Source organism: Paracoccus sp. FO-3 (assembly GCF_006386455.1).
GTDB lineage: Bacteria > Pseudomonadota > Alphaproteobacteria > Rhodobacterales > Rhodobacteraceae > Paracoccus > Paracoccus versutus.
Genome location: NZ_VCBQ01000002.1, coordinates 32163 through 58696 on the forward strand (window position 1 = coordinate 32163; position 26534 = coordinate 58696).

Consider the following 26534-nt stretch of genomic DNA (forward strand, 5'->3'; position numbering starts at 1 on the left):
TCCGCTGCGTCGCCCTCTCAAAATCCTTTTTCAGCAGCCTGCTAGACCAGGCGCGCGGCGCGGGCCAGATCCTCGGGCGTGTTCAGGTTCAGGAACGGGTCCAGCGGGCGGCTGTCGAACACCGCCCGTCCCGGATCATGCGCAGCCGCGAACTGGCCGATCCGGTGCAGCCCGGATTCCAGCGCCTCGTGCAACTCGCCGCGCAGCGACACCGGCCAGAGCGCGCAGGTCGGATGGTCGCGCAGCTGCCCGCTGTCGTCCGGACTGGCGGCGATGGCCACGCCCGAGCGGCCGGCCGCCTCGCGCAGCCGATGCACCAGATCCTCGGGCAGGAAGGGCGTATCGACGCTGACGCTGACGACGCTGTCGGCCCCCTCGGCCGCCGCCCATTCCATGCCGGCCAGAACCCCGGCCAGCGGCCCGGCGAAGCCGCCGATGCCGTCGGCGATCACCGGCAGCCCGTATTCCGCGAACTGCTCGGGCTCGCCATTGGCATTGATCGCCAGCCGCCCGCATTGCGGCGAAAGCCGCGCGATCACCCGCGACAGCAGCGTCTCGCCCGCCAGCATCCGCAAGGCCTTGTTGCCCCCGCCCATGCGCGTGGACAGGCCCCCGGCCAGGATGGCGGCGGGCAGCGCGCTCATTCCAGCCCCGCGGCGATGGCGCGGGCCAGCGCAAAGACCCGCTGTTCGAGGATCACCGGCGTCTCGCAGACATAGGTCAGCGCGTGCTGGCGGTCCTGGAAGATGCGCATGTCCCAGTCGAGCCGTTCCTCCTCGGCGTCGATCGCGTCGAAATCGGGTTGTTCGGCCTTTTGCAACTCTTCCATCCTGGCGCGGTGGGCGTCGATCCTTTGTGCCAGATCGACCTGCTTGTGGCCATAGCGCGCGATGCCGGCGATCAGCGCGGTGCGATGCGGCTCGATCCGGTCAAAGATCGCCACCATCAGCGCGGTCAGCTGCCGGTCGTCGGCGCCCTCGGCGAATGCGGCGATCTCGGCCTCGGCCTCGGGCAGCGGCAGGCGGCGCTGCTCCAGCCGGTCGGCCAGGGCGGCGATCTCGGGCGTGCGGGCCAGGTCGCGCACGGCCTCGTCCGGCTCGGGCCCGGACCACATCTGGCCCAGCGACAGGTGCGGCTGCTTGCGCTGCACGCAGGGCCAGTCGGGATCGGTGCCGCTTTCCGCCTGCGCCGCGCCTGCGCCCGCGACAAGGCAAAGCGCCAGAACCAGGTATCTCATGCTCCCCCCTTTCGCCGGGCCCAGAGCCCCTTGGCCGGATCATACATGATCACGGCCCCTGCAAAGAACAGGATCAGGCAACCCGACACCACCAAGAAGGACAGAAGATCGAAGCGCGCGTAAAGGGCAAAGCGGATCAACTCAACCGCATGGGTGAAGGGATTGGCCGCGCAGATGTCATGCAGCAGCGGCGAGCTTTCGTTCATCCGCCACAGCGGGTAAAGCGCGCTGGAGGCGAAGAACATCGGGAAGATGACGAAATTCATCACCCCGGCAAAGTTTTCCAGCTGGCGGATAGCCGATGACAGGAACAGCCCCATCGCCCCCAGCATCAGCCCCGCCAGGAACAGCGCCGGCAGCACCGCCAGATAGCCGATGGCGGGCGGCTGCACGTCCCAGAACCAGGCGATGGCCAGGAAGGCATAGACCTGGATGATCGACACGATCACCCCCGCGACCAGCTTGGCCGCCAGCAGGAACCAGCGCGGGAACGGGCTGACCAGCAGGGTGCGCATCGCCCCCGTCTCGCGGTCATGCACCATCGAGAGCGAACTTTGCATGCCGTTGAACAGCTGGATCATCGCGCAAAGGCCGGGGGTCACATAGACTTCGTAAAGCACATAGGTCTGGTAGGGCGGCGTGATCGACAGGCCCAGAACGGCGCGGAACCCGGCGGCAAAGATGAACAGCCAGACCAGCGGCCGCACCAGCGCCGCCAGGAAGCGGCCGCGCTGGTTGACGAAGCGCAGGGTCTCGCGCCGGGCGATGCCCAGGAATGCGGTCAGCCACATGCGCGGGGTCAGGCGATGGCTCATGCCGCCTCCCCCGTCAGGCGCAGGAAGGTGGCGGTCAGGTCGTCGCCGCCGATGGCGCCGGCATTGCCGCAGGCCAGCACCTCGCCCCGGTGCAGGATGACCAGCCCGTCCTCGGGGCGGATCTCGTCCAGGATATGCGTGGCCCAAAGCGCCGAAACCCCGCCCCGCACCAGCGCGCGGGTCAGCGCCACCACCTCGGCGCGGGATTTCACGTCGAGGCCGACGGTCGGTTCGTCCAGCAACAGGATCTCGGGGCGGTGGATCAGGGCGCGGGCGATCTCGGCCCGGCGCTGCTGGCCGCCGGACAGGGCCGAGACCCTGGCATGCAGCCGGTCCGACAGCTCGACCTGCGCCAGCACCTCGAGGCTGCGCGCCCGCGCCTCGCGCCGGGGAATGCCGTGCAGCGCGGCGTGGTATTCCAGGTTCTGCGCCACGGTCAGGTCGGCATCCAGCGCGCGGGACTGGAACACCACCCCCAGCCGCGCCAGCGCCGCGCCGGGCTGGCGGCGCAGGTCGTGCCCCGCCACCTCGATCCGGCCCGAGCGGTTGTCGTAAAGCCGGGTAATCAGCGAGAACAGCGTGGTCTTGCCGGCGCCGTTCACGCCCAGAAGCGCGGTGAAGCCGCCGCGCGGCACGGTCAGCGACACGTCCTTCAGCGCCTGAAAGCGGCCGAAGCTGTGGCTGACATGCTGGATGGAAAGCGCGTCCTGCGGCATCTGGCAAAGGGGCGGGGCGCGCACGGCCCCCGCCCGCCTGGCTTACTGGATGTTGAACACCGCCTGCTGGGTTTCGCCCTGCGAGCCGGGGATCGACAGCGTATAGCGGCCCGGCACGATGGCGATGAAGCTGATCGTCGCGGTGCCGGCATCGTCGAACTCCAGCGAATGCACGCCCATCGGCCGGATCTCGATGTCGTTGATGACGATCTCGTTCACCCAGATCGCGCGGAAGAAGTCGCCGCCCGACAGCGCCAGTTCCTGGCTGCCGTCCGCATTGATGTCGAGGCGATAGAAGCCGCCCGACTTCAGCTTGTATTCCGCCGTCGCCACCGGCTTGCCCGAGGCCAGCGTCAGCGGCGCCAGGTCGGTGCGGTTGTCGCGCGCCATGATCCCCGAGAAGCCGAAGTCGAACTTGGAGCCGGCCTCATGCACGCCCTCGGCGCCGCCTGCCTCTGCGGCATCGTCGTCGTCGTCATCATCGTCGTCCTGTTCGGCGGCGGGGGCGCCATCGGTGGCGGCGCCGGCCTCGGGGCTGGCTTCGGGCGCGGCCTCCTGCGCCGTGGCGGGCAAGGCCAGCCCGGCCATGATCAGCAGGACGGTCAGCAAACGGGTCATGGTTCTTCCTCCCTCTTGAACTCTCATCAGTTGGGCGCGACGACCACGCCCCAGGGCTGCTGGCCCACGGGCACGGATTTGACGACCTTCAGCGTCGCCACGTCGATCACCGAGACATCGTTGGAATTGCCGTTGGTGGTGAACAGGTATTTCTCGTCCGGGGTAAAGGCCATCTGCCAGACCCGCTGGCCGACCAGCAGGTAGTCCTGGACCTCGTCCGTCTCGCCGTCGATCACGGCGACGCGGTTGGCGGGGCCCAGCGCGACAAAGACCTTGCTGCCGTCGCCGGTCACGCGCACGCCGACCGGCTGGATCGCCTCCGGCAGGACGCCGGGGATCTGGAAGCTGATCTTCTTGGTGATCGCCTGGGTCGCCGGGTCGATCACGCTGACCGTGCCGCCGATTTCCGAGCTGACGTAAAGCTTGGTCCCGGCATCGTTGAACTGGGCAAAGCGCGGGCGCGAATCCACCAGCACGTTGGCGAAGATCTCGAAGCTTTCGCTGTCGATGAAATGCGCCATGTTGGTGGTTTCCGAGGTGTTGATGACCACCTTGCCGTCGGGGCTGACGCCCATGCCCTCGGGCTCGACGCCGACCGGGATCTCGGCCAGAACCTTGTGGGTCTGGGTATCGACCACGGTCACGAGGTTGTCGTCCTCGTTTGCGATGTAAAGCGGGTTGCCCGAGGGATGCAGCACGAACAGCTCAGGGTCCGGCCCGGAAGGCAGCGTATGCATTTCCTCCATCGTCTCGGGGTTGAAGACCCGCACCAGGTCGTCGTCCGAGGCGCAGACGTAAAGCTCCTTGCCGTCGGGGCTGATGGTGATGCCGCGCGGGCGGGCGCCGACCGGATAGGTGCCGATCACCTCCAGCGTCTCGCTGTCCAGCACGGTGACGTCATTGCCCTTTTCGTTGCTGACGAAGACCCGGTTGGCGGCGGCGGGCAGGGCGAAACCCAGGCACAGGGCCGAGGTCAGGATGGCGGTTGCAGCTTTCATCTTTGGCCTCAGAACTTGCATTCGGTTTCGGGACGGTCGAAGCCCAGCGTGTCCAGCGCCGAGCTTTGGTGCAGATACTGGTCCTGCGGGCTGACCGAGGCGGTGACGGAATCGGTGGCCAGCAGGATCGGCTGGCGCAGCTGGTGGTCCCAGTCGCGCAGGGTCAGCTTTTGCCCCTTGAAGCCCGCGACCTCGAAATTCTCGGACAGCATGAACTCTTTCAGCGCGACGGGGTCGGTGCTTTGCGTGCGCGTCGCCGCCTCGCCGATCATGCGCAGCGCGATCCAGGTCTGGTAATCCTCCTCGCGGATCGGGCGGCCGGCGAGCTTTTCGAAACGGTTCTGGAACTGCGTCGCCCCCCAGGCCTCGAGCGAAGGCGCCCAGCTGCGCGGCACCAGCCCGGCCGAGCCGGCGACCGGGCGCGGATCCCAGGTCGCATAGGGCAGCCAGTCGGCAAAGACGCCGTTCTCGTCCGCCGCGATCAGCACGTCATGGGCCGGCGCGCGCTGGGTAAAGACCGGCATCTGCTGCTGGACCTGCACATGGCCGCTGTCGCTGCGCCGGCTGCCGCCGGTATCCTCATAGGTGCGGGCCTCGACGATCTTGGCGCCGAACTTGGTCGCGGCGCGGCGATAGGCGTCGGCAAGCGCCACGTCCTCGGGATGGCTGCCGGCGATCAGGAACCAGTTCGGCCATTGCTTCCACATCAGGAATTGCGCCAGCGCATCGGCCAGCATGGCGTGGCTGGGCGCGGCATGGATCACGTTGAAGCGGCAGTCCTTGCCGCGCAGGCCGTCGCCGCGCGCCCGCGCATTCAGCACCAGCGCCCGGTCGCCGGCCTGGTCGGCCAGGGCCAGCGTCTGCGCATCATCGGCCAGCGTGACGATGAAGGGGATGCCCTGGGCCAGCAGCTTGTCCATCTCGGCCGGGGCGGATTCGGGCGTGGCGGCGATCTCCAGCGCCTCGAAATCCTGGTTCATGAAGCGGCCGGTGGTGTCGTTGTCCTCGATCGCCAGCCGCGCGCCGGCAAAGCCCAGATCCTCGGGCGGCGCGTCCAGCCGCGAGATGGGCGGCAGGCTGGGCACGTCCACCCGCAGCACGGCGGCGCGCACGGTCTGCGAGGCTGCGACATCTTGCGCAAGGGCTGGATTTGCCATGGACAAACCAGCCAAAAGTATGATGATTCTGCCTTTCATGGCCGTCCTCCCCCCTGCATCATGCCGGGTCAATCCGCCTGCGCCAACCCGGCAGATGCCCCGGTTCCAGCCGGGTGAAATCCCCTGATACCTAAGTCTTAGGGACTTTCGTCCTATGGACGCACACGGGGGCCGAGGGCATGGTTTTGCGCATGGGATTCCCGCGGCTCATCCTGATTGCCTGCGCCGCCGTCCTGGCCGGATCCGGCGCCGGGGCGGACCAGCCGGCACGCGGATCGCCGCCGCCGCCCGACAGCGCCGCCTGGTTCGGCCTGCATTTCATCGACACCTCGACCGAAGGCGCGATAAACGGCGTGCGGGCGGACGAGACCCGCCGCATCGAGATGGCCGAGGCGGTCATCGCCGAGGATCTGCGCAACCGCGGCTTCACCCTGCTGGAGCCGCCGGCCGAGCAGGTGGCCGGGATCAAGAACCTCACGCAATCGAATGGCAGCGACAGCCGCATCGCGCGCGAGCTGGGGGCGCATTACGCGATCTCGGGCGAGGTGCAGAAGGTCTCGAACCTGATCCTGTCGCTGAACCTTTACGTCCGCGACGCCGCCAGCGGCGACACGGTGCGCGCCGGCGTGGTCGACATTCGCGGCAATACCGACGAAAGCTTCCGCCGCGGCTATCTCTACCTGTTGAAAAACATCATCTTTCGGGAGGAATGACGGATGATCCGACTGCTGGCCCTGTCGATCGGTGCGGCCCTGGCCCTGGCCCCCGCGGCCGAGGCGCATGGCCCGCCGCGGCTGAAGCTGGAGATGCAGCAAAAGCTGGATGCCACCCCGGACGAGGTCTGGGCCGCGATCGGCCGGTTCGACGACATGAGCTGGCACCCGGCCATCGCCAGCCTGGAGCTGACCGGCGACGGCTCGGCCGACCAGCCCGAGACGTCCACCCGCGTTCTGCACCTGAAAGCCGACGCGGGGGATCCGACCATCACCGAGGTTCTTTCGAAATGGCAGCCCGAAAAGCGCTGCTATGCCTATCGCATCACCGAGGTCGAGGTGACGGTGCTGCCGGTGACGAACTATGCCGCGACGCTTTGCGTCCGGGACGAGGGCGGCAAGGCGCTGGTCAACTGGAAGGGCGGCTTCTATCGCGGCTATCCCAACAACGAGCCGCCGCCGGAACTGAACGACGAGGCGGCGATCCAGGCCGTGACCGGCGTCTACCGCGCCGGGCTCGATGCGCTGGCGGAACGGTTCGGCAAGGCCGAGTAGCGGGGTCGCTTACGGGGTGGCGGGGCTGACCGGCTCCAGCCCGCCGCCCTGTTCCTGCCAGCCCTCGATCCCGTCGGGAAACCAGATCACGCCGCGATAGCCCAGCGCCACGGCGCGCTTGGCGGCGTTCCAGCTCATCCAGCAGTCGCGCTTGCAAAAGATCACCAAGGGCGCCGCCTTGTCGCCGCCCGACAGGCGCGCCAGCCCCTCGGCCAGCCGCGCCTGTTCCACGGGGGAGAGCCGCTCGTAGCCGGTGCCGTGCAGCCAGGTCGCGCCCGGAATGGACAGGTGCGGCGGCGCGTTCCACAGCGTGCCTTCGGGCAGGCCCTCGGGGCGGGCGGTGCGCGGCAGCACGTCGACGAAGGGCACGCCGCGGGCATGCAGTTCCATCGCCTCGGCCGCGCCGATCACCTGCGCGCCGGCCAGGGTGGCCGGGGTTTCAGACCGATAGGGCTCGCCATGGAAACCCTGCGGCTCGGGCACCTGAGCCTGGGCCTGGACCGCGCCGGCCACAACGACCGCCAGCGCCGCCCAGGCCTGTCTCATGGTTTCAAGCCCTTGCCGTAATCGTCCAGCAGCGGCACGCCGGCATCGCGCAGGATGGCGTCGATCTCGTCCTGGTGGCGGCGGATCAGGCTGTTCAGCTGCCGCTTCCATTCCTGCTCGTCCAGCCGCACGCCCATGGTGATGCGATAGAACATGCGCGGGCCGCCGGCTTCCTTGAGCAGGGGCGTGAATTGCAGTTCGGGATCGTGCTTGACCAGCGGACCGGCCAGCGGACCCCAGATCACCGCGGCCGCCAGCGCGCCCGATTTCACCTGGGCCAGCATCTCGCCCGCCGGATCCTCGACCCGGCGATCCACGAACAGATCCCAGCCGCGCATGTCCTTGGCCAGCCCCGCCCGCGCCAGGTTGGTCGCCGGCGGCGTGCCCGCCACCACGCCGATCGGATGGCCCTGAAGCGCCGGATCCTCCAACACCTCGACCGAGGCCAGCGGGCTGTCCCGGCGCGTCACGATGCCGTAGGCCGAGGTATAGTAATGGTTGGTGTTCTGCACCATCTCGTCGCCCTGGGCATAGCCGATGACGACATCGCAAAGCCCGGCGCGCAGGGTCTTGCGGATGAAGCCCGGCCCCTGCGGGAACCAGGTATAGGCCACCGGCAGGCCCAGCTTGTCGGCGAAAAGCCGGGCGATGCGGTTCTCGAAACCCTGCTCGTCCTGGGACGACATCGGCACCGCGGCGGGATCGGCGCAGACCCGGAATTCGGTCTTGGACCGCAGGTCGGCGACCTGCGCCGGCGCGGGCAGCGCGGCGCAGGCCAGCAGGGCGGCAAGGGCAAGCGCGCGTCTCATCCGCTCATGCAGGAATCTTCCTGCGCGACAAATTCCTCGGACTTGTCCTCTCTCTTGGCGGGGCGGCCGCGCGGCAGCTCGCCCACCCCCCGCGCCAGCAGATAGGCATAGATGTCGTCGATATAGCACCAGACGTTCTTGTTGGTGCCAAAGGCCGGCATGACCAGGTTGGCGGCCGTGTTGACCTCTTGCTTGCCCGAGGCGGCGATTTCCAGGAAATCGTAATAGCCAAGATTCAGCACCGAGTTCTTCAGCGCCGGCGCATAGGTCGAGCCCTCGCCGTCCGGGCCGTGGCAGACATGGCATTCCGCCGAATAGCGGCGATAGCCCGAGAAGGTCGCCCAATCCACCGTGCCGTCCTCGGCGATCTTGAAGGTGGGGATGTCCTCGGCCGTATACCAGCGGCCGTTCTCCATGTGGTCGGGGGTGATGTCCTGGCCGTTCGGCAGCGCCTGCTTGCCGCCGGCCTCCTGCCCGGCGGGTGCCTCGGCGGCCGGTTGCTGTTGTTGCCCTCCATCGCCCGAGACGGCGGCGGCAGCGCCTGCCCCGGCCTGGGCCGGGGGCGTGTCGGCGGATTGCGCAAGGGCCGTTCCGGTAAGTGCGCCGATCATGCAGGCGACACCGATCGCCATCAGGCTGGCGGTCGTCTTGCTGGTCATGAATTTCCTCCCTGGCTGTCACCCGAAGATGATGGCTCGCCCCAAGGTTATCCCTGGGGCGGCCAGTTTCGAGTCACAGTTTGCTTTCCGGCACCAAAGTATTAGCCCGGCAGTTCGAACACGGTCAGCTGGCCGCCCAGCTCGGTGTATTGCGACAGCGAGGCATAGCCGCCCACCGCGCCAAGCCCGTCGTTGGGATTGGTCAGGCCCGCCGCAAGGCCGATGCCGGCCCAGCCGCCGACACCCGACAGGATGCCGATATACTGCTTGCCGCCATGTTCGTAGGTCATCACGTTGCCGATGATGCCCGAGGGGGTCTTGAACTTGTAAAGCTCTTCGCCCGTCTGCGCGTCCACCGCCTTCAGATAGCCTTCCAGCGTGCCGTAGAAGACCACGTCGCCCGCCGTCGCCAGGGCGCCCGACCAGACCGAGAACTGTTCCGGGACGGACCACTTGATCTCGCCGGTGGTGTTGTCCCAGGCGATGAAATTGCCCATGCCGCCATGGCTGTTCGGCGCGGGATACATGGACAGCGTGGCGCCGACATAGGGCTGGCCGGCGGTATAGGCCACCCGGAAGGGCTCGTAATCCATGCAGACATGGTTCGTCGGGACATAGAACAGGTTGGTCTTGGGCGAGAAGGCCGCCGGCTGCTGGTCCTTGGTGCCCAGCGCCGCCGGGCAGACGCCGGTGGTGTTCTCGTCCTCGCCGTTCTGGGCGGTCGAGTATTCGGCCACCACGGCCGGGCGGCCATAGGTCTCCGAATTGGGGTCCATGTCGACGCCGGTGGTCCAGTTCACCACCGGGTCGTATTTCTCGGCCACCAGCAACTCGCCCGTCTCGCGGTCGAGCGTATAGGCCAGGCCGTTGCGGTCGAAATGCGTCAGCAGCTTGCGTTCCTGCCCGTCGATGGTCTGGTTGGTCAGGATCATCTCGTTGACGCCGTCGTAGTCCCATTCGTCATGCGGCGTCATCTGGTAGAACCACTTGGCCATGCCGGTGTCGGCATCCCGCGCCATGATGGTCATCGACCACTTGTTGTCGCCCGGCCGCTGCGAGGGGTTCCAGGTCGAGGGGTTGCCGGTGCCGTAATAGACCAGGTTCAGGTCCGGGTCATACGAGAACCAGCCCCAGATCGTACCGCCGCCGATCTTCCACTGGTCGCCCTCCCAGCTGCTGAGCGAGCTGTCGGCGCCGATGGGCTTGCCCAGATGGGTGGTGGTTTCGGGATCGACCAGCAGTTCCTCGTCCGGGCCGGTGGACCAGGCTTTCCACGCCTCGGACCCGTCGGCCAGGTTCAGCGCGGTCATGCGGCCGCGCACGCCGTATTCGCCGCCCGAGACGCCGACCAGGACCTTGTCCTTGACCGGCACCACCGTCGCCGTCAGCGTCTCGCCTATGGCGGGGTCGCCGATCTTGGTCGACCATTTCGCCTCGCCGGTCTTGGCGTCCAGCGCCACCACCGTCGTATCAGCCTGGCCCAGCAGGATCATGCCGTCGGCATAGGAAAGGCCGCGATAGACCGTGTCGCAGCACATCACCGCGATGACGTTCGGATCCTGCTGCGGCTCATAGCGCCACAGGATCTTGCCGTTGTCGTTCAGGTCCAGCGCAAAGACCTTGTTCGGAAAGGGGGTGTGGACATACATCACGTCGCCGATCACCAGGGGCGAGCCCTCGTGCCCGCGCAGCACCCCGGTCGAGAAGGTCCAGGCGACGCGCAAATCCTTGACGTTGTCCTTGTTGATCTGATCCAGGGTCGAATATCGCGTGTTCGCGTAATCGCCCATCTGGATCGCCCATTGCTGGGGCTTGGCGATCTCGGCCAGCACACTGTCATTGGCCAGCACCGCCGTGCCGGACATGAGCAGCGCAAGGCAGGCGCCGTTCATCAGGGTTTTCATGAATTTTCCTCCGCATGCCGGTGATCGCGCTGCTCCTCCTGCGCAAGCACCTTCTGCTGGAAGGTTCGGACCCGGCCGCATTTGCGTCAACGCGGCCGGCAGGGTCACAAGACCAAAGTATTAGGGAAATTCGGCAATAGGTATGGGGTCAATCCCCCCGCCGCCCCTTTCGACAGCTAGCCCAGCCGTTCGGCATGCCAGCGGATGTGGTCCGCCATGAAGGTCTGCACGAAGAAATAGCTGTGGTCGTAGCCCTGTTGCATGCGGAAGGTGCCGGGCTGGCGGCGCTCGGCCATGGCATGGGCCAGCGCCTCGGGCTTCAGCAGGTCCAGGAACTGGTCGCTGGCGCCCTGGTCGATCAGCACCTCGCCGGGATAGCCGCGCTGGCGCATCAGCAGGGTCGAATCGTGGCGTTCCCAGGCGCTGCGGTCCTCGCCCAGATAGGCGGCGAACTGCTTGCGCCCCCAGTCGGATTCGCTGGGATGGGCGATCGGCGAAAAGGCCGAGACGGACTTGTAGCGCTCGGGCAGGGTCATGGCGATGGTCAGCGCGCCATGGCCGCCCATGGAATGCCCGGTGATGCCCTGCGCCTCGCGGTCCAGGGGAAAGTTGCCGAAGACCAGTTCCGGCAGTTCGTGGGTGATATAGTGCCACATGCGGAAATGCGGCGCCCAGGGGGCCTGGGTCGCATCGACATAGAAGCCGGCGCCCTGGCCCAGGTCGTAGGCCTCGTCATTGGCCACGCCCTCGCCGCGCGGCGAGGTGTCGGGAAAGATCACCGCGATGCCGTATTCCGCCGCCCATTCCTGCGCGCCGGCCTTGGTCATGGCGTTCTCATGCGTGCAGGTCAGGCCCGACAGATACCACAGCACCGGCACCTTGCCGTATTCGGCCTGCGGCGGCAGGTAGACGGCAAAGGTCATCGGCGTGCCGGTCGCCTGCGACTGGTGGCGATAGACGCCCTGGATGCCGCCGAAGCTGCGGTTTTCCGATACGGTTTCATAGGCCAGACTCATGGCTCAATCCCTCTTGTCAGGTCGTGGAACATGGCCGGTGCATCGGCACGGGCCATGCCGGGGCCGAAGAAACGCGGCGGGCAGCCGGCCGGCAATATCGAAACCGGCTTTCTGCCACGAATGAACGGTGCCGGCAGGGCCGCGACGGCGAAATCGCCGCGGGCGCGGGCGCAATTCCGACAGCGGCCCGTCGCCACGTTGCCGGATGTCGGCGGCGACCCGGCTGGCAGCCTGGGCTTGCGCATGGCCGGGTCCATAGGCCGCGATGGCGAAATCCACCCGGTCGCGCAGGGCGTGCCGCCAGCCCGGCGCCGTGGCGAAAGCCCCGCGCGACCAGGCTGGCCTGGGCGACAGGCGGGACGGACCAGCATGTCTGCTGTCCCGCCCCCGCCATCAACGCGGTCCCGTCACTTCAGCTCGTCCACCGAGCGGATGACCTTGCCCAGAAGGCCATAGTCCAGCGCCTCTTGCGTGTTCAGCCAGAAGTCGCGCTGGGTGTCCTTTTCGATCCGCTCGACGGTCTGGCCGGTCGCCTCGGCAAAGATCTGGTTCAGCCGGTCGCGCATCAGCCGCACCTGCTCGGCCTGGATCATCATGTCGGTCGAGGTGCCGCCGATCCCGCCCGAGGGCTGGTGGATCAGAAAGCGGGTGTTGGGCAGGCAATAGCGGTTTGCCTTCTCCGCGCCGACGAAGATCAGCGCCCCGGCCGAGGCGACCCAGCCCGAGCCGATGGTGCGCACGGTCGGGCGGATGAACTTGATCACGTCATGGATCATGTCGCCCGATTCGACATGGCCGCCGGGGGACGAGATCAGCATGTTGATCGGGTCTTCGCTGTCCTCGGCCAGGGCCAGCAGATGCGCGACGGTGCGCTGCGCCAGCTTGTCGGTGATCGGCCCGGCGACGATGACCGTGCGCGACTTGAAGTAGAGCTTGCCGATCTTGTCGCCCTCGGGCAGGCCGAGGCCCTCGTCCTTCGAGCCCTCCTGGCGGCGCTCGTCTTCGTCGTCGTCATCGTCGTCCAGGCGGATGTGCTGTGCCATGATCGGTCCTTTCATGTTGACGGCGGGGCCGGTCGCCCGCCCCCGCCGTCCTTTTACCTAAGCAGCCCTTGACGATCAGTAAAGCACGACCGAGCGGATGGATTCGCCCGCATGCATCAGGTCGAAGCCCTTGTTGATCTCGTCCAGCGTCAGGGTGTGGGTGATCATGGGGTCGATCTCGATCTTGCCGTTCATGTACCAGTCGACGATCTGCGGCACGTCGGTGCGGCCGCGGGCGCCGCCGAAGGCCGTGCCCTTCCAGACCCGGCCGGTGACCAGCTGGAACGGGCGGGTGCTGATTTCCGCCCCCGCCGGCGCCACGCCGATGATGATCGACTGGCCCCAGCCGCGATGCGTGCATTCCAGCGCGTCGCGCATCACCTTGACGTTGCCGGTGCAGTCGAAGCTGTAGTCGGCGCCGCCGATCTGGTCGAAGGGCGTCTTGGTCAGGTTCACGATCTCCTGCACCACGTTGTCGCAATTCTTCGGGTTGATGAAATGCGTCATGCCGAAATGCTCGGCCATCGGCTTCTTGTCGTCGTTCAGGTCGACGCCGATGATCATGTCCGCGCCGGCCAGCCGCAGGCCCTGCAGCACGTTCAGCCCGATGCCGCCCAGGCCAAAGACCACCGCCTTGGCGCCGATTTCCACCTTGGCGGTGTTGATCACCGCGCCGATGCCGGTGGTGACGCCGCAGCCGATGTAGCAGATCTTGTCGAAGGGCGCGTCCTCGCGCACCTTGGCCACCGCGATTTCCGGCAGCACGGTGTAGTTCGAAAAGGTCGAGCAGCCCATGTAGTGAAAGATCGGCGTACCGTCGAGCATGCTGAACCGGCTGGTTCCGTCCGGCATCAGGCCCTGACCCTGGGTAGCGCGAATGGCGGTGCAGAGGTTGGTCTTGCCCGACAGGCAGGACGCGCATTGCCGGCATTCGGGCGTGTAGAGCGGGATGACATGATCGCCTGGCTTGACCGAGGTGACGCCCGGGCCGACCTCGACCACCACGCCCGCGCCCTCATGGCCCAGGATCGAGGGGAAGAGCCCCTCGGGATCGGCGCCCGACAGGGTGAATTCGTCGGTGTGGCAGATGCCGGTGGCCTTGATCTCGACCATCACCTCGCCGGCCTTGGGGCCTTCCAGGTTGACCTCCATGACCTCCAGCGGCTTGCCGGCTTCCAGCGCGACGGCGGCACGGGTTCTCATGTCTTCTTCTCCTTCGGTGACGGCCCTTGGCCTGCGGTTTTCTCATGGTTTCGGGGGCCGGTAAACCGACCCCCGCAATTGTCGCGGCCAAGCCGGCGCTCAGGCCGCAAGCGCGCCGGACCGCTTGGCGATATGGGTGGCGATCGCATCCATCAGCGGCGGCGAAAGCGCGTCATAGGGTTCCAGCCCCAATTCGCGCAGCCGGGCGCGGATCGCCTCCATCCGGCTGGGATCGACGCCCGATTCGATGATCGAGCTGACGAAGGCGGCAAATTCCGGCGCCGCCCAGCCATCCTCGTCCGAAAGCTCGGTATGGACGAAATCCAGCCCGTAGAAGGGATGGTCGCGGTTCTCGATCCGGCCATACATATGCACGCCGCAATCGCGGCAGCGATGGCGCTGGATCGGCGCCTCGGCATTGACGATCTCCAGCTTCTCGGCGCCCTCCAGCACCTCGACCGCATCGCGGCCGACCACGGCCACCTGGGAAAAGATCGCGCCCTCGGGCTTCCAGCACTTGGTGCAGCCGCAGACATGGTTATGCGCGGTCTGCGCCCGGATCGCGACCCGGACCGGGTTGGTGCTGCATTTGCAATGCAGCGTGCCGCCCGAGAAGCCGGGCTGCGCGGGCTTGATGCCATTGTCGACTGCGGGGTGGATCTTCACCCCCGATGTGTCCACCATGTTCCAGTTCCTCCCCTCAGAGCCATGCGCCGAAGTTTGCGCCGTGGCCGCGCAGGAACAAGTGGGCAAAAGGTTGTATTGCCTCGCGGCTCAAAGCTCGGGGCGGGTGACCAGCCAGGCGGCGATGGCGGTGCAGGCCAGCACCTGGACGGCGATGAAGCGCATGTCCAGCCCCAGCCAGACCGCCCAGGCGACCCCGGCGGTCATGCCGGCCACCGCCCAGATCTTGGCGTTGCGGCCGATGACGCCGCGCTTGCGCCAGGCGCGGATCGGCGGGCCGAATCGGGGATGGCGCATGATGCGGGCGCCCAGCCGCGGCGAGGAACGCGCAAAGGCCCAGACCGCGAGCAGCAGGAAGGGCACCGTGGGCAGGACCGGCAGGAAAATCCCGATCGTTCCCAGCGTCAGGGTCAGCCAGCCCATCGAGAGCCACAGGTATCGCATCTTACTCCGCCAGTTCACGCAGGATCGCATTCAGGACGGGCCGCCCCGCCGCCGTCGCCGCCAGCCGGTCGCCCCGCAGCGAGATAAGGCCCAGCTCGGCCAGATTCATCAGCCGGCCCTGCGGCAATTCGGCGCCATGGGCAAGATAGCGCGGAATCTCCAGCCCCTCGACCAGCCGCATGGCCATCAGCAGATATTCCAGCGCCCGGCCCGGCAAGTCCAGCAATTCGCGCTGGCTTTCGCCGTCGCCGCGCGCCTCGACCGCCTCCAGCCATTCGCCCGGCGCCCTGTGCGCCTCGGTCGCCCAGCGGCCCGAGGGCAGCGTCAGGCGGCCATGCGCGCCCGGCCCCACGGCGGCCCAGTCGCCTTGGCGCCAATAGATCAGGTTGTGCCGGCTTTCCGCGCCCGGCCGGGCGTGGTTCGAGATTTCATAGGCCGGCATCCCGGCCGCCGCGCAGATCTCCTGCGTGTCCAGATACATGTCGGCGGAAAGATCCTCGTCCGGCAGGCCCCTGAGCCCGCCTTTCGCGTGGCGGGCGCCGAAGGCGGTGCCCGGCTCGATGGTCAGCTGATAGGCCGAGAGGTGATCGACCGCCATGCCGAGCGCCTGGGTCAGTTCGCGCCGCCAATGCGCGCGGTCCTGGTCCTGGCGGGCATAGATCAGGTCGAAGCTGACCCGCGTGAAACAATCCCGCGCGATGTCGAAGGCGGCGCGGGCCTCGGCCGCCGAATGCATCCGGCCCAGCCGGCGCAGGTCGTCGTCATTGAGCGCCTGCACCCCCATCGAGACGCGGTTGACGCCGCCGTCGGCATAGGCGCGAAAACGGCCCGTCTCGACGCTGGTCGGGTTGGCTTCCAGCGTGATCTCGATGTCATTGGCAAAGGGCCATGCGGCGCGCGCGGCCTCGATCACCCCGGCCACGGTCTCGGGCGCCATCAGGCTGGGGGTGCCGCCGCCGAAGAAGATGCTGTTCAGCACCCGGCCCGGCGTTTCCCGGCCCAGCCGGGCCAGTTCGCGACGATAGGCGGCCAGCCAGCGTCCCTGGTCGATCACGGCCGCGACATGGCTGTTGAAATCGCAATAGGGGCATTTCGCGGCGCAAAAGGGCCAATGCACGTAAAGCCCGAAGCCGCCCGCCCGCCAATCTTCGGCAAGGGCCTGGGCGGGCGCGGTGCTGGCGGCAGGGGCTGGCATGGGCTGGGTCACTCCCGAAAGGCTGTCACTTCGATCTCGATCTTCATTTCGGGTCTGATGAGCCCGGCGACAACCATGGTCGCGGCGGGTAACGCATCCTTCATCGCCTCGCCCAGGACCGGCGCGATCTCGTCCAGGATCGCCGGGTCGGTGATGGTGTATTGCACGCGCACGATGTCTGCGGGCGCGAAACCCGCCTCGGCCAGGGTGGCGAAGATGGTGGCAAAGGCGTTCTGCGCCTGGTCGGCAGCGCTGTCGGGCATGGCCATGGCCGCGTAATCGTAACCCGTGGTGCCCGAGACGAAGCACCACGGCCCCTTCACCACCGCGCGGCTGTAACCCAGCGCCGTTTCGAAGGGCGAGCCGGTCGAGATCCTATGCAAACAGCGTCTCCAGCTTGCGAAAGGCGCGGGCGCGGTGGCTGATGGCGTTCTTCTGCTCGGGCGGCATCTCGGCATAGGTCGCGTCATGGCCGTCGGGCACGAAGATCGGGTCGTAGCCATGGCCCTGCTGCCCGCGCGGCGGCCAGACCAGGCGACCGGGCGCGACGCCCTCGAAGATCTCCTCGTGACCATCGGGCCAAAGCAGGACCAGCGTGGCGCGGAACTGGGCGGTGCGCGGCTCGGGGACGCCGCGCTCGTCCAGCTCGCGCCAGGTGCGGGTCATGGCCTGCATGAAGTCGCGGCCCTGCGGGGTCTCGGCCCAGTCGGCGGTATAGACGCCGGGCGCGCCGTCCAGCCCGTCCACGGTGATGCCGCTGTCGTCGGCCAGCACCGGCAGGCCGGTCGCCTGCATGGCGGCGCGGGCCTTGATGCGGGCGTTGCCGATGAAACTGTCCTCGGTCTCGGCCGGCTCGGGCAGGCCCATCTCGCCGGCCGACGTCACCTCGATGCCGTGCGGGGCCATCATGGCGCGGATCTCGTCCAGCTTGCCCCGGTTGTGGGTGGCGACCAGCAGCTTCCTTTCGGTCAGCCGGCGCATTGGACGGCCTCGGTCTGGGCGCGGACCAGCGCGGCGACGCCGGCTTCGGCCAGGTCGAGCAGCTGGTTCATCTCGGGGCGCGAGAAGGTCGCGCCCTCGGCCGACATCTGCACTTCGATCAGCCGCCCTGCCCCGGTCATGATGAAATTGCCGTCGGTGCCGGCCTCGCTGTCCTCGGCATAGTCCAGGTCCAGGATCGCCTGCCCGGCATAGATGCCGCAGGACACCGCGGCGACATGGTCCATGATCGGGTCGGTGGTGACGATCCCGGCCTTCAACAGCCGGTTCATCGCCAGGCGCAGCGCCACCCAGCCTCCGGTGATCGCGGCGCAGCGGGTGCCGCCATCGGCCTGGATCACGTCGCAGTCGATGACGATCTGCCGTTCCCCCAGCGCGCGCCGGTCCACCCCGGCACGCAGCGCGCGGCCGATCAGGCGCTGGATCTCCTGCGTGCGGCCGGACTGCTTGCCCGCCGCCGCCTCGCGCCGGTTGCGGCTGTTGGTGGCCCGCGGCAGCATGCCGTATTCCGCCGTCACCCAGCCCTGCCCCGAGCCCTTGAGGAAGGGCGGCGCCTTTTCCTCGATCGTGGCCGAGCAGAGCACGCGGGTATCGCCGCAAGAAATCATGCAGGAACCCTCGGCATGGCGCATGATGCCCGTTTCGATTGAAATCGGGCGCATATCACTTAAATTCCGGCCAGAGGGACGCATCTTTCATTCCTTTCGGGGGTTTTGCCGTTCAGATACAGGTCCGAGGCCCCCGACCGCAACCCGAGAACGTCCTGACAGGATGCCGATGCCTGAAACCGCGCTGCTTTCCGATCTCAACAACCGCTCGCGCGAAGTCTTTCGCCGGGTCGTCGAAGCCTATCTTGCCACCGGCGAGCCCGTCGGCTCGCGCACGCTGACCCGCGAGATGTCCGAAAAGGTCAGCGCCGCGACGATTCGCAACGTGATGCAGGACCTGGAACTGCTGGGCCTGCTGGACCACCCGCATATCTCGGCCGGGCGCATGCCCACGCAGCTGGGGCTGCGGTTGTTCGTGGACGGGCTGATGGAGGCCGGGCCGGTCGCCGCCAGCGACCGCGAGATGATCGATGAGACGCTGGGCAACGACAGCGGCAATACCGGCGTCATGCTGGACCGGATCAGCACCGCGCTGTCGGCCCTGACCCAGGGCGCCTCGCTGGTGCTGATGCCCAAGCAGGAAGCGCCGGTCCGGCACATCGAATTCGTCAGCCTGGCCCCGGACCGCGCGCTGGTGGTGCTGGTCTTTGCCGACGGCCGGGTCGAGAACCGGGTCTTTGCCCCCCCGCCCGGCCATACCGCCAGCTCCATGCGCGAGGCGGCGAATTTCCTGAATGCCGTGGCGGAAGGTCGCACCCTGGCCGAGCTGCGCCGCAGCATCGCGCAGGAAATCCAGGCCAGCCGGCAAAAGCTGGACAGCATCGCCGCGGCGCTGGTTTCCTCGGGCCTGGCGCTGTGGGAGGGCGAAAGCAGCGATCCGCGGCTGATCGTGCGCGGCCGTGCCAATCTTCTGGCGCATGAGCTGGCTGACCTGGACCGGATCCGCAGCCTGTTCGACGACCTGGAACGCAAGCGCGACATCGCCGAATTCCTGGAACTGGCCGAACAGGGCGAGGGCGTGCGCATTTTCATCGGCTCGGAGAACAAGCTTTTTTCACTTTCCGGTTCCTCTCTCGTCGTTTCGCCCTATATGAATGCCGACCGAAAGATTGTTGGCGCGGTCGGCGTCATCGGTCCGACGCGGCTGAACTATGGCCGCATCGTGCCGATCGTGGATTATACTGCGCAGCTTGTCGGCCGGTTGATTTCGGGCCGGAAAGGATGATGAGGACATGACGAAGGAAAACCCGAACGGCAGCCCGCTGGATGAGGAGATCATCGACCCCCCGGCGGATGACGAACCCTCGGCCGGGGTCGAGGCGCTGATCGCCGAGCGGGACGAATACCGCGACCGCTTCATGCGCGCGCTGGCCGATGCCGAAAACGCCCGCAAGCGGGCCGAGAAGGATCGCCGCGACGCCGAGCAATACGGCGGCTCCCGCCTGGCGCGCGACCTGCTGCCGGTGCATGACGCCCTGACCCGCGCGCTGGATGCCGCCGGCGACGAGCAGCGCGCCGCAGCGGCAGCCCTGATCGAAGGCGTCGAGCTGACCCTGCGCGAGCTGAACAACGTCTTCGCCAAGCATGGCATCAAGGTCATCACCCCGGCCCTGGGCGAGAAATTCGATCCCCAGCAGCACGAAGCCATGTTCGAGGCCCCGGTTCCGGGCACCATGGCCGGGAACATCATCCAGGTCATGGACAACGGCTTCATGCTGCATGACCGCCTGCTGCGCCCGGCCAAGGTGGGCGTCAGCTCCACCCCCGCAAGCTGAGCCGATTGCGCTGAAAAACGCGAAACCCCGGAGTCGCCTCCGGGGTTTTTTTCTTGGCTTTATAGCAAGTCTAGGGGGCTTATTGCCGCCCTATACCAGATATTGTGGTCAGTTGCCCGCAAGGATCTGGCAAATCCGGTCAAGCTGATCCAGGTCGCGATAGGTGATAACGACCTGACCGCCATCGACTCCGGCATGGTTGATCGCCACCTTCATTCTCAGATGCGCGGTCAGATCGCCTTCCAGCGCGCGGGTGTCAGCGTCCTTTTCCTGCCTGGAGCCCTTGGGCTTCTGCGCCTTGGAGCCTTCGGCCTGGCGACGGACCAGATCCTCGGTCTCGCGCACCGACAGGTTCTTTTCGATCACCTTCCGCGCCAGTTCGACCGGGTTCGCGGCGGTGATCAGGGCTCGGGCATGCCCGGCCGTCAGCTTGCCTTCCTTGAGCCAGGCCTGCACCTGTTCTGGCAGGTTCAGCAAGCGCAGCAGGTTGGCGATATGGCTGCGGCTTTTGTTCAGCGCCTCGGCCAGCTTTTCCTGGGTATGGCCGAACCGGTCCATCAGTTGACGATAGGATGCCGCCTCTTCGATCGCATTCAGGTCGGCGCGCTGGATATTCTCGACGATGGCGACTTCCAGCACCTCGGTATCGTCCAGCTCGCGGACGATGACGGGAACCTCGTGAAGCTGGGCGATCTGCGCGGCGCGCCAGCGGCGCTCGCCGGCGACGATCTGGTAAAGGCCGCGATCCGACGGATGCGGACGGACGATCAGCGGCTGCAACATGCCGCGCGTCCTCAGCGAACCGGCCAGTTCCTGCAAGGCCTCGGGGGCAAAGCTGCGGCGGGGCTGGTCCGGGTTCGGGGTCAGCTGCTCGACCGGAAGGATCTGCCGCGGCGCGGGACGTTCGGACGGAATCAGGTCGACATCGGCCATCAGGGCCGAAAGACCACGGCCCAGACCGCGCTTTTCAAGCTTGTTCTCTGCCATGATTCCTCCTCAGGCGGTCGCGAGTTGACGGGACAGGAACTCGGTCGCCAATTCGCGATAAGCGTGGCTTCCCTTGGAGTTCGGATCGTATTGCAGCACCGGCATGGCATGGGATGGCGCCTCGGACAGCCGGACGTTGCGCGGAATCACCGTGCGATAGACCAGACCGGAAAGCGTATTGCGCGCATCCGCCTCGACCTGCTGCGACAGGTTGTTGCGATTGTCCGCCATGGTCAGCAACACGCCCTCGATCCGCAGGTCGGGATTGGCGGTCTGGCGCACCTCGCGCACGGTCATCAGCAGCTGCGACAAGCCCTCGAGCGCATAGAATTCGGCTTGCAGCGGCACCAGCACGCTGTCCGAAGCCACCATGGCATTGACGGTAAGAAGGCCAAGCGCGGGCGGGCAATCGATCAGGATATAGTCCAGCTCCGAAGGAACCGTCAGCTTGCGCCGCAACAGCTGGGTTCGTCCGGGACGATTGGACAGCTCAAAATCGGCCGAAGCCAGGTCGCGATTGGACGGCACAAGGCGAAGATTGGCGATGGCTGTGTCGCGCAGCGTCTCATCCAACCCCTGCTCGCCGGTCAGCAGGTCGTAAGAGGTCAGAACCCGATCTTCCAGCGCCACGCCCAGCCCGGTCGAAGCGTTTCCCTGCGGATCAAGGTCTATGATCGCGACCCGCTGGCCCTGCTCGGCCAGGGCGGCGCCAAGATTGATCGCCGTGGTGGTCTTTCCCACCCCGCCCTTCTGGTTTGCAACGGCAATGATGCGTGTGTCATGCATGGCGAATTTCCGTGATTTCCAGAATGGCCGCGTCAGGATCGGTCGCGCTTTGGTGGGGCTTTAGTTCGAATTTCCAATCGGTTCGCGCCTGAGCGACCTCATCTTGCCAGTTTCGGCCTTTCATCAGCCATGCCGTTCCCGATGCGCTCAGGTGCCGGTCTACATATGCCATGAGCAGCGGAAGCGGGGCAAGGGCCCTTGCGCTGATATTGGCGGCATCAAGCCTATCCAGCGCCTCGATGCGCTTGCATATCACCCGCGCGCGGGGCAGCGCCAATTCGCGCACCACGTTGCGCAGGAATGCAGCCTTGCGCTGATCGCTTTCGACCAGGGTCAGATCCAGGTCAGGCCGCATGATCGCCATGACGATACCGGGAAAACCGCCGCCGCTGCCAAGGTCGACCCAATTTTCCGGGCCATTTCTGGCCATTTCGGCCAGTTGCAGGCTGTCTGCGACATGCCGCGTCTCGATCTGGTCCAATGTGGACGGCGCAATCAGGTTGATGGCCGGGTTCCACTTTCGCAGCAGTTCCGCATAGGCGGTGAGGCGCTCTGTTTCACGTGAAACACTCATCAAGCCGTTTTCCGCTCGCCGGTTCGGATCACGGCAAGGATGAGCGTCAGCGCCGCGGGCGTCATGCCTTCGATGCTTGCAGCCGCTGCCAGGGTTGCGGGGCGATATTTGTTCAGCTTGGACTTGAGTTCGTTGGAGAGGCCGGAAAGTGCGTCATAGTCGAACCCGGCCGGAATAGCGACCGATTCCTCCTTGCGCAGCAGTTCGGCATCCTTGCCCTGGCGGTCCATGTATTGATGATACAGCGCATCTGCCGCCAGCTGTGCAATGGTAGCCTGGTCGTGCGACAAAAGCTCTTCGTCCAGCGCAAGGACCTGATTCTGCGGTATTTCCTGCTGGGCAAGCAGCGCAAACAGACTGCGCCGAGCGCCGTCTTGCCGCACTTCGATCCCCGCGCGGGAAAGCTCCGTGGGCGTGAAACTGACGGATTCCGCCCGGCGGCGAGCTGCCGAATAGCGACGCATCTTTTCAGAGAACGCTTCCTGGCGGGCCTGAGCCACGCAACCGGTCCCGATCCCCAGCGGGGTCAGGCGCTGATCGGCATTGTCAGCCCGCAAGGACAGGCGAAACTCGGCGCGAGAGGTGAACATGCGGTAAGGTTCGCTGACCCCGCGCGTGGTAAGGTCATCGATCATCACGCCGATATAGCTTTGGGAGCGGCTGAAATGCAGGCTCTCCCGCCCCTGCGCCTTCAATGCGGCGTTAAGGCCAGCCACCAATCCCTGCGCTGCCGCCTCCTCATAGCCGGTCGTCCCGTTGATTTGCCCGGCAAGAAACAGCCCCGACAGGGCCTTGGCCTCCAGCGCCGGCGTCAGCGCACGCGGATCGACATAGTCATATTCCACAGCATAGCCGGGTTGCACGATTTCCGCCGCTTCCAGGCCACGGATCGAGCGGACATAGGCAAGCTGCACCTCTTCCGGCAGAGAGGTCGAAATGCCGTTCGGATAGACCAGATCGCTGTCCAGGCCCTCGGGTTCCAGGAAGATCTGGTGCGAATTCTTGTCGGCAAACCGGACGATCTTGTCTTCGATCGAAGGGCAATAGCGCGGCCCCACCCCATCGATCCGGCCGCCATACATGGCCGACCGAGCAAGATTGTCACGAATGATGCCGTGGGTGTCCGGGTTCGTATGGGTGATCGCGCAGCTGATCTGCTGCACCTCCGGGCCGGAGGACAGGTATGAAAACATCACCGGCTCGTCGTCACCCGGCTGCTCATCCAGGCTTTCCCAGTCGATGCTGCTGCGGAGAATGCGCGGAGGCGTGCCGGTCTTCAGCCTGCCCAGCGGCAGGTTGAGCGGGCGAAGCGACGCCGCGAGCCGCACCGATGCCGACCCGCCCCAGCGGCCGGCGGGGCGAGTGATCTCGCCTATGTGAATCAACCCGTTAAGAAAGGTTCCCGTGGTCAGGATGACCTGCCGTGCCTGCAGTTCCGTGCCATCGGCCAGACGCAAGCCATGAACCACAGCCCGCTCATGCAGCAACTCAGCAGCTTCGCCCAGCACCAGCGTCAAGCGGGCTTGTTCGGCCACCGCCCGCGCTGCAGCCGCTCGATAAAGCTTGCGATCGGCCTGCGCGCGCGGTCCCTGGACGGCAGGCCCTTTGCGCCTGTTCAGCAAGCGGAACTGAATGCCTGCAGCATCGGCCAGCCTTCCCATGACCCCGTCGAGCGCGTCGATTTCCCGCACCAGATGGCCTTTGCCCAGCCCGCCGATTGCAGGATTGCAGGACATCGTTCCGATATCGTCCTGATTCAGCGTTATCAGCGCGGTTTCGGCGCCCATGCGTGCGGCCGCCATGGCCGCTTCCACACCGGCATGACCTCCACCAATCACGATTACGTCGTATTGTTTCACGTGAAACCCTACTTTCCGATGCAGAAGGAACTGAAGATCTCGTCAAGATAATCCTCTGCCCCCACACGTCCAACCATCATCGCCAATGCCTGCGCCCCTTGGCGCAAGGCTTCGGCAAGAAACTCCGGCGCCATGTCGTGATCGACCTCCAGGGCCGACAGGGCGCGCTGCAAGGCTTCCGCCTGCCTTTTATGCCCGACCAGCCCGGTATCCGCCGCCCTGACTCGCAAGCGATCATAAACCAGATCCAGAAGCTCGGCGACCCCTTCCCCGGTCAGCCCGGAGATCGAGATCCCCTCGCCCCGGCCCAGATCCGCCTTGGCGCGGACGACAATGTCGCCCGCTGTCGCCGCATCGGCAATCCCGTCGACCGTAAGGTGGATACGCAAGTCGGCCTCGGCCGCTCTCTGCAATCCCCGCGCAACCCCCATGGCCTCGACCGGATCGCTGCTTTCACGCAAGCCGGCCGTATCCAGGAAGGTCACCGGCAAGCCGCGCAGATCGGTATGGAGTTCCAGGATATCGCGGGTCGTCCCCGCGACCTCGGACACCAAGGCGATGTCACGCTGGCCGATCCGGTTCAGCAGCGTCGATTTCCCGGCATTCGGCGGCCCAACGATCGCCACCACATAGCCCTGCCGCAAGCGTTCGGTGGCGGGATAGCCTGCCAGCATCAGCCGAATATCAGCGCGAACCGCCGCAATCAGGTCCAAAGCCTCGGGCGGAACCTCTTCGGGCACTTCTTCATCCGCGAAATCGATGCTGGCTTCGATCAGGGCTCCGGCGCGAACCAGCTTGGCGCGCAATTCGTCGGCTTTGCGCCCCAACTCGCCTTCTGTCGCCCGCATCGCCAGCTTGCGCTGCGCTTCCGTCTCGGCGGACAGCAGATCGGCCAACCCCTCGGCTTCAGCCAGGTCCATGCGGCCGTTGAGAAAGGCGCGCTTGCTGAACTCACCCGCCTCGGCCCTTCGCAGCCCTCGCGACAGAAGTGCCTGCGCCAGCCGGTTGGCGATCACCGGGGCACCGTGCAGGTGCAACTCGGCCACTTCCTCGCCGGTAAAGCTATGGCCTTCCTCGAACCAGAGGACCAGGGCGCGGTCGATCAGATCCTCGCCGTCCCGCAGCGCCCGCAAGGCCGCCAGGCGCGGCGTCGCCACCGGCCCGGCCAGGGATTCCAGGGTCGCACGCGCCTTCGGTCCGCTCAGGCGGACGACGGAAACCCCCCCTCGGCCGGGCGGGGTCGCCTCGGCAAAGATCGTATCCACCGCATCCTCCGCGCCGTCAGGCGTTCATCGAATCGAAGAATTCGCTGTTGGTCTTGGTCTGCTTCAGCTTCGAGATCAGGAATTCGATCGCATCGGTGGTGCCCATCGGGTTCAGGATGCGCCGCAGCAGATAGGTCTTTTGCAGATCCTTGGCATCGACCAGCAGCTCTTCCTTGCGGGTGCCGGATTTCAGGATGTCCATGGCCGGGAACACGCGCTTGTCGGCCACCTTGCGGTCCAGCACGATCTCGCTGTTGCCGGTGCCCTTGAATTCCTCGAAGATCACCTCGTCCATGCGCGAGCCGGTGTCGATCAGGGCCGTGGCGATGATGGTCAGCGAGCCGCCTTCCTCGATGTTGCGCGCCGCGCCGAAGAACCGCTTCGGCCGCTGCAAGGCATTCGCATCGACGCCGCCGGTCAGAACCTTGCCCGAACTGGGCACGACGGTGTTGAAGGCCCTACCAAGTCTTGTGATCGAGTCCAAAAGGATCACAACATCTCGTTTATGTTCGACCAGGCGCTTGGCTTTTTCGATCACCATTTCCGAAACGGCGACATGGCGGCTGGCCGGTTCGTCGAAGGTCGAGGAAATCACCTCGCCCTTGACGGAACGCTGCATGTCCGTCACCTCTTCCGGCCGCTCGTCGATCAGCAGCACGATCAGGTAGCATTCGGGATGGTTCTTCTCGATCGAATGGGCGATGTTTTGCAGCAGCACCGTCTTGCCGGTACGCGGCGGCGCCACGATCAGCGAACGCTGGCCCTTGCCGATCGGCGCCACCAGGTCGATGATCCGGGCGGAGCGGTCCTTGATGGTCGGATCCTCGATTTCCATCTTCAGCCGCTCGTTCGGGTAAAGCGGCGTCAGGTTGTCGAAGGCGACCTTATGGCGGGCCTTCTCGGGGTTCTCGAAATTGATCTTCTCGACCTTGGTCAGGGCGAAATAGCGCTCGTTCTCGCCGGGCGCGCGGATCACGCCCTCGACCGTGTCGCCGGTGCGCAGGCTGTGCTGGCGGATCATGTCGGGGCTGACGTAGATGTCGTCGGGACCGGGCAGGTAGTTCGCCTCGGGCGAGCGCAGGAAGCCGAAGCCGTCCTGGACCACCTCCAGGACGCCGTCGCCGCCGATCTCGAAGCCTTCCTCGGCATGTTCCTTGAGGATCGAGAACATCATCTCGCCCTTGCGCATGGTCGAGGCGTTCTCGATCTCCCATTCCTCGGCCATGGCCAGCAGGTCGGCCGGGCTCTTGGCCTTGAGATCGGACAGGTTGAGGCGTTCTTCGGTCATGTCTAGCCTATGGGCACGCGCTGTCCGACGCATGATCGGCCCGCGCAGAAACTGTGTCAGGAAAAATCCGCCGGACGGCGG

30 protein-coding genes are annotated in these 26534 nt (G+C 66.3%); 4 read left to right on the forward strand and 26 right to left on the reverse strand.

Annotation, left to right across the window (positions count from 1 at the left end; translation table 11 throughout):
- Positions 1-41 precede the first annotated feature (41 nt).
- From mobA to FE811_RS00785, 7 genes are all read right to left on the reverse strand, one after another.
- Positions 42-644 (reverse strand): molybdenum cofactor guanylyltransferase MobA, encoded by a 603-nt coding sequence (gene mobA, locus FE811_RS00755; protein WP_116223252.1) that lies wholly within the window; start codon positions 642-644, stop codon positions 42-44.
- Positions 641-1237, reverse strand: a complete 597-nt coding sequence (locus tag FE811_RS00760; protein WP_116223251.1) for a hypothetical protein — start codon at positions 1235-1237, stop codon at positions 641-643. The genes mobA and FE811_RS00760 overlap by 4 nt, the downstream gene beginning before the upstream one ends.
- Entirely contained in the window at positions 1234-2052 is an 819-nt protein-coding gene (locus tag FE811_RS00765) for an ABC transporter permease (protein WP_116223250.1), read from the reverse strand. Before FE811_RS00765 ends, FE811_RS00760 begins: the two co-directional genes overlap by 4 nt.
- On the reverse strand, positions 2049-2768 hold the full coding sequence (locus tag FE811_RS00770) for an ABC transporter ATP-binding protein (RefSeq protein WP_036753804.1): 720 nt from the start codon (positions 2766-2768) through the stop codon (positions 2049-2051). The genes FE811_RS00765 and FE811_RS00770 overlap by 4 nt, the downstream gene beginning before the upstream one ends.
- Before the next feature lie 42 nt (positions 2769-2810).
- Complete coding sequence (locus FE811_RS00775; protein ID WP_052095847.1) at positions 2811-3203, reverse strand: hypothetical protein; 393 nt, start codon at positions 3201-3203, stop codon at positions 2811-2813.
- Positions 3204-3412: 209 nt separating this feature from the next.
- The gene (locus FE811_RS00780) at positions 3413-4384 is read right to left on the reverse strand and encodes a YVTN family beta-propeller repeat protein (RefSeq protein ID WP_116223249.1); all 972 of its coding nucleotides are present in this window, start codon (positions 4382-4384) and stop codon (positions 3413-3415) included.
- Positions 4385-4392: 8 nt separating this feature from the next.
- Positions 4393-5541, reverse strand: a complete 1149-nt coding sequence (locus FE811_RS00785) for an ABC transporter substrate-binding protein (protein ID WP_244295382.1) — start codon at positions 5539-5541, stop codon at positions 4393-4395.
- 191 nt (positions 5542-5732) lie between these two features.
- On the opposite strand from FE811_RS00785, the gene FE811_RS00790 reads away from it, so the two are divergent.
- Positions 5733-6254 carry a DUF3280 domain-containing protein gene (locus FE811_RS00790; protein ID WP_114536092.1) on the forward strand — a complete coding sequence of 174 codons (522 nt, stop codon included), beginning with the start codon at positions 5733-5735 and terminating at the stop codon, positions 6252-6254.
- Positions 6255-6257: 3 nt separating this feature from the next.
- Positions 6258-6809, forward strand: coding sequence for an SRPBCC family protein (locus FE811_RS00795; protein ID WP_036753635.1), 552 nt, complete (start codon positions 6258-6260; stop codon positions 6807-6809).
- Between the two features lie 9 nt (positions 6810-6818).
- Here FE811_RS00795 and FE811_RS00800 read toward each other — a convergent pair whose 3' ends face one another.
- The 13 genes from FE811_RS00800 to rph form a co-directional block, all read right to left on the reverse strand.
- Complete coding sequence (locus FE811_RS00800) at positions 6819-7355, reverse strand: PQQ-dependent catabolism-associated CXXCW motif protein (RefSeq protein ID WP_116223247.1); 537 nt, start codon at positions 7353-7355, stop codon at positions 6819-6821.
- Positions 7352-8164: a substrate-binding domain-containing protein gene (locus tag FE811_RS00805; RefSeq protein ID WP_036753642.1), complete on the reverse strand. Its 813-nt coding sequence runs from the start codon at positions 8162-8164 to the stop codon at positions 7352-7354. Before FE811_RS00805 ends, FE811_RS00800 begins: the two co-directional genes overlap by 4 nt.
- The gene (locus tag FE811_RS28090; protein WP_036753643.1) at positions 8161-8823 is read right to left on the reverse strand and encodes a c-type cytochrome, methanol metabolism-related; all 663 of its coding nucleotides are present in this window, start codon (positions 8821-8823) and stop codon (positions 8161-8163) included. The genes FE811_RS00805 and FE811_RS28090 overlap by 4 nt, the downstream gene beginning before the upstream one ends.
- A gap of 101 nt (positions 8824-8924) precedes the next feature.
- Entirely contained in the window at positions 8925-10727 is a 1803-nt protein-coding gene (locus FE811_RS00815) for a methanol/ethanol family PQQ-dependent dehydrogenase (RefSeq protein ID WP_116223246.1), read from the reverse strand.
- Positions 10728-10903: 176 nt separating this feature from the next.
- Entirely contained in the window at positions 10904-11743 is an 840-nt protein-coding gene (fghA, locus tag FE811_RS00820) for an S-formylglutathione hydrolase (protein WP_036753647.1), read from the reverse strand.
- A 407-nt stretch (positions 11744-12150) separates the two neighbouring features.
- Complete coding sequence (locus FE811_RS00830; RefSeq protein ID WP_116223245.1) at positions 12151-12786, reverse strand: ATP-dependent Clp protease proteolytic subunit; 636 nt, start codon at positions 12784-12786, stop codon at positions 12151-12153.
- 75 nt (positions 12787-12861) lie between these two features.
- Positions 12862-13989 carry an S-(hydroxymethyl)glutathione dehydrogenase/class III alcohol dehydrogenase gene (locus FE811_RS00835; RefSeq protein WP_116223244.1) on the reverse strand — a complete coding sequence of 376 codons (1128 nt, stop codon included), beginning with the start codon at positions 13987-13989 and terminating at the stop codon, positions 12862-12864.
- Positions 13990-14088: 99 nt separating this feature from the next.
- The gene (gfa, locus tag FE811_RS00840) at positions 14089-14673 is read right to left on the reverse strand and encodes an S-(hydroxymethyl)glutathione synthase (protein WP_116223243.1); all 585 of its coding nucleotides are present in this window, start codon (positions 14671-14673) and stop codon (positions 14089-14091) included.
- Positions 14674-14763: 90 nt separating this feature from the next.
- Positions 14764-15117, reverse strand: a complete 354-nt coding sequence (locus FE811_RS00845) for a YbaN family protein (protein ID WP_036753660.1) — start codon at positions 15115-15117, stop codon at positions 14764-14766.
- Position 15118: 1 nt separating this feature from the next.
- A complete protein-coding gene (gene hemW, locus FE811_RS00850) occupies positions 15119-16312 on the reverse strand; it encodes a radical SAM family heme chaperone HemW (RefSeq protein WP_116223242.1) in 1194 nt (397 codons plus the stop codon).
- Positions 16313-16320: 8 nt separating this feature from the next.
- Complete coding sequence (locus tag FE811_RS00855) at positions 16321-16695, reverse strand: RidA family protein (protein WP_116223241.1); 375 nt, start codon at positions 16693-16695, stop codon at positions 16321-16323.
- A complete protein-coding gene (rdgB, locus tag FE811_RS00860) occupies positions 16688-17293 on the reverse strand; it encodes an RdgB/HAM1 family non-canonical purine NTP pyrophosphatase (RefSeq protein ID WP_036753669.1) in 606 nt (201 codons plus the stop codon). The genes FE811_RS00855 and rdgB overlap by 8 nt, the downstream gene beginning before the upstream one ends.
- Positions 17281-18003 carry a ribonuclease PH gene (gene rph / locus FE811_RS00865; RefSeq protein ID WP_036753672.1) on the reverse strand — a complete coding sequence of 241 codons (723 nt, stop codon included), beginning with the start codon at positions 18001-18003 and terminating at the stop codon, positions 17281-17283. The genes rdgB and rph overlap by 13 nt, the downstream gene beginning before the upstream one ends.
- An 85-nt stretch (positions 18004-18088) precedes the next feature.
- On the opposite strand from rph, the gene hrcA reads away from it, so the two are divergent.
- The gene (gene hrcA, locus FE811_RS00870; RefSeq protein ID WP_116223240.1) at positions 18089-19144 is read left to right on the forward strand and encodes a heat-inducible transcriptional repressor HrcA; all 1056 of its coding nucleotides are present in this window, start codon (positions 18089-18091) and stop codon (positions 19142-19144) included.
- A 7-nt stretch (positions 19145-19151) separates the two neighbouring features.
- On the forward strand, positions 19152-19694 hold the full coding sequence (locus FE811_RS00875) for a nucleotide exchange factor GrpE (RefSeq protein WP_114536069.1): 543 nt from the start codon (positions 19152-19154) through the stop codon (positions 19692-19694).
- Positions 19695-19802: 108 nt separating this feature from the next.
- Here FE811_RS00875 and FE811_RS00880 read toward each other — a convergent pair whose 3' ends face one another.
- Genes FE811_RS00880 through rho form a run of 6 tightly spaced genes read right to left on the reverse strand, consistent with a single transcriptional unit; the run spans position 19803 to position 26453 of the window.
- A complete protein-coding gene (locus FE811_RS00880) occupies positions 19803-20681 on the reverse strand; it encodes a ParB/RepB/Spo0J family partition protein (protein WP_116223239.1) in 879 nt (292 codons plus the stop codon).
- 9 nt (positions 20682-20690) lie between these two features.
- On the reverse strand, positions 20691-21467 hold the full coding sequence (locus FE811_RS00885; RefSeq protein WP_116223238.1) for a ParA family protein: 777 nt from the start codon (positions 21465-21467) through the stop codon (positions 20691-20693).
- Entirely contained in the window at positions 21460-22041 is a 582-nt protein-coding gene (gene rsmG, locus FE811_RS00890) for a 16S rRNA (guanine(527)-N(7))-methyltransferase RsmG (protein WP_116223237.1), read from the reverse strand. The genes FE811_RS00885 and rsmG overlap by 8 nt, the downstream gene beginning before the upstream one ends.
- Entirely contained in the window at positions 22041-23900 is a 1860-nt protein-coding gene (gene mnmG / locus FE811_RS00895; protein WP_116223236.1) for a tRNA uridine-5-carboxymethylaminomethyl(34) synthesis enzyme MnmG, read from the reverse strand. Before mnmG ends, rsmG begins: the two co-directional genes overlap by 1 nt.
- An 8-nt stretch (positions 23901-23908) precedes the next feature.
- Positions 23909-25165 (reverse strand): tRNA uridine-5-carboxymethylaminomethyl(34) synthesis GTPase MnmE, encoded by a 1257-nt coding sequence (gene mnmE / locus FE811_RS00900; RefSeq protein WP_116223235.1) that lies wholly within the window; start codon positions 25163-25165, stop codon positions 23909-23911.
- A 16-nt stretch (positions 25166-25181) separates the two neighbouring features.
- On the reverse strand, positions 25182-26453 hold the full coding sequence (gene rho, locus FE811_RS00905) for a transcription termination factor Rho (RefSeq protein ID WP_024842822.1): 1272 nt from the start codon (positions 26451-26453) through the stop codon (positions 25182-25184).
- Positions 26454-26534 lie beyond the last annotated feature (81 nt).